This is a genomic window from Scandinavium hiltneri, from assembly GCF_024764835.1.
Lineage (GTDB): Bacteria > Pseudomonadota > Gammaproteobacteria > Enterobacterales > Enterobacteriaceae > Scandinavium > Scandinavium hiltneri.
Window position 1 is genome coordinate 1 of record NZ_JALIGE010000042.1, and the last position, 472, is coordinate 472.

Genomic DNA, 472 nt, shown 5'->3' on the forward strand with positions numbered 1-472 from the left:
GGGCGTGTCGGCGTGGCCGCCAAGCTGCGCGTTTCGGCCAGCGAATTGAAGATCGGCGAGATGCTCCCGGACATTCCGCTGTTGCGCTACGACGACGGACGCCTGCTGCCGCAGACGTTCCGCGGCTTCGCCGTGGTTTCCCGCGAGCTGCCGGGCCTGGCCCTGCAGGCCGGACGCTTCGACGCGGTGAGCCTGCGCAATTCGGCGGACATGCAGGACCTGTCGGCCTGGAGCGCGCCGACGCAGGAGTCGGACGGTTTCAACTACGCCGGCGCCGAATACCGCTTCAACCGCGAGCGCACCCAACTGGGCCTGTGGCACGGGCAACTGGAGGACGTCTACCGGCAGAGCTACGCCAACCTGCTGCACAAGCAGCGTGTCGGCGACTGGACCCTGGGCGCCAACCTCGGCCTGTTCGTCGATCGCGACGACGGCGCCGCGCGCGCCGGCGAGATCGACAGCCATACCGTCT

Annotated in this window: 1 protein-coding gene; it reads left to right on the forward strand. The window is 69.1% G+C overall.

The window, feature by feature from the left end:
* The coding region (locus tag MUU47_RS00195; protein ID WP_258986122.1) for an OprD family outer membrane porin at positions 1-472 on the forward strand (472 nt) is incomplete at both ends.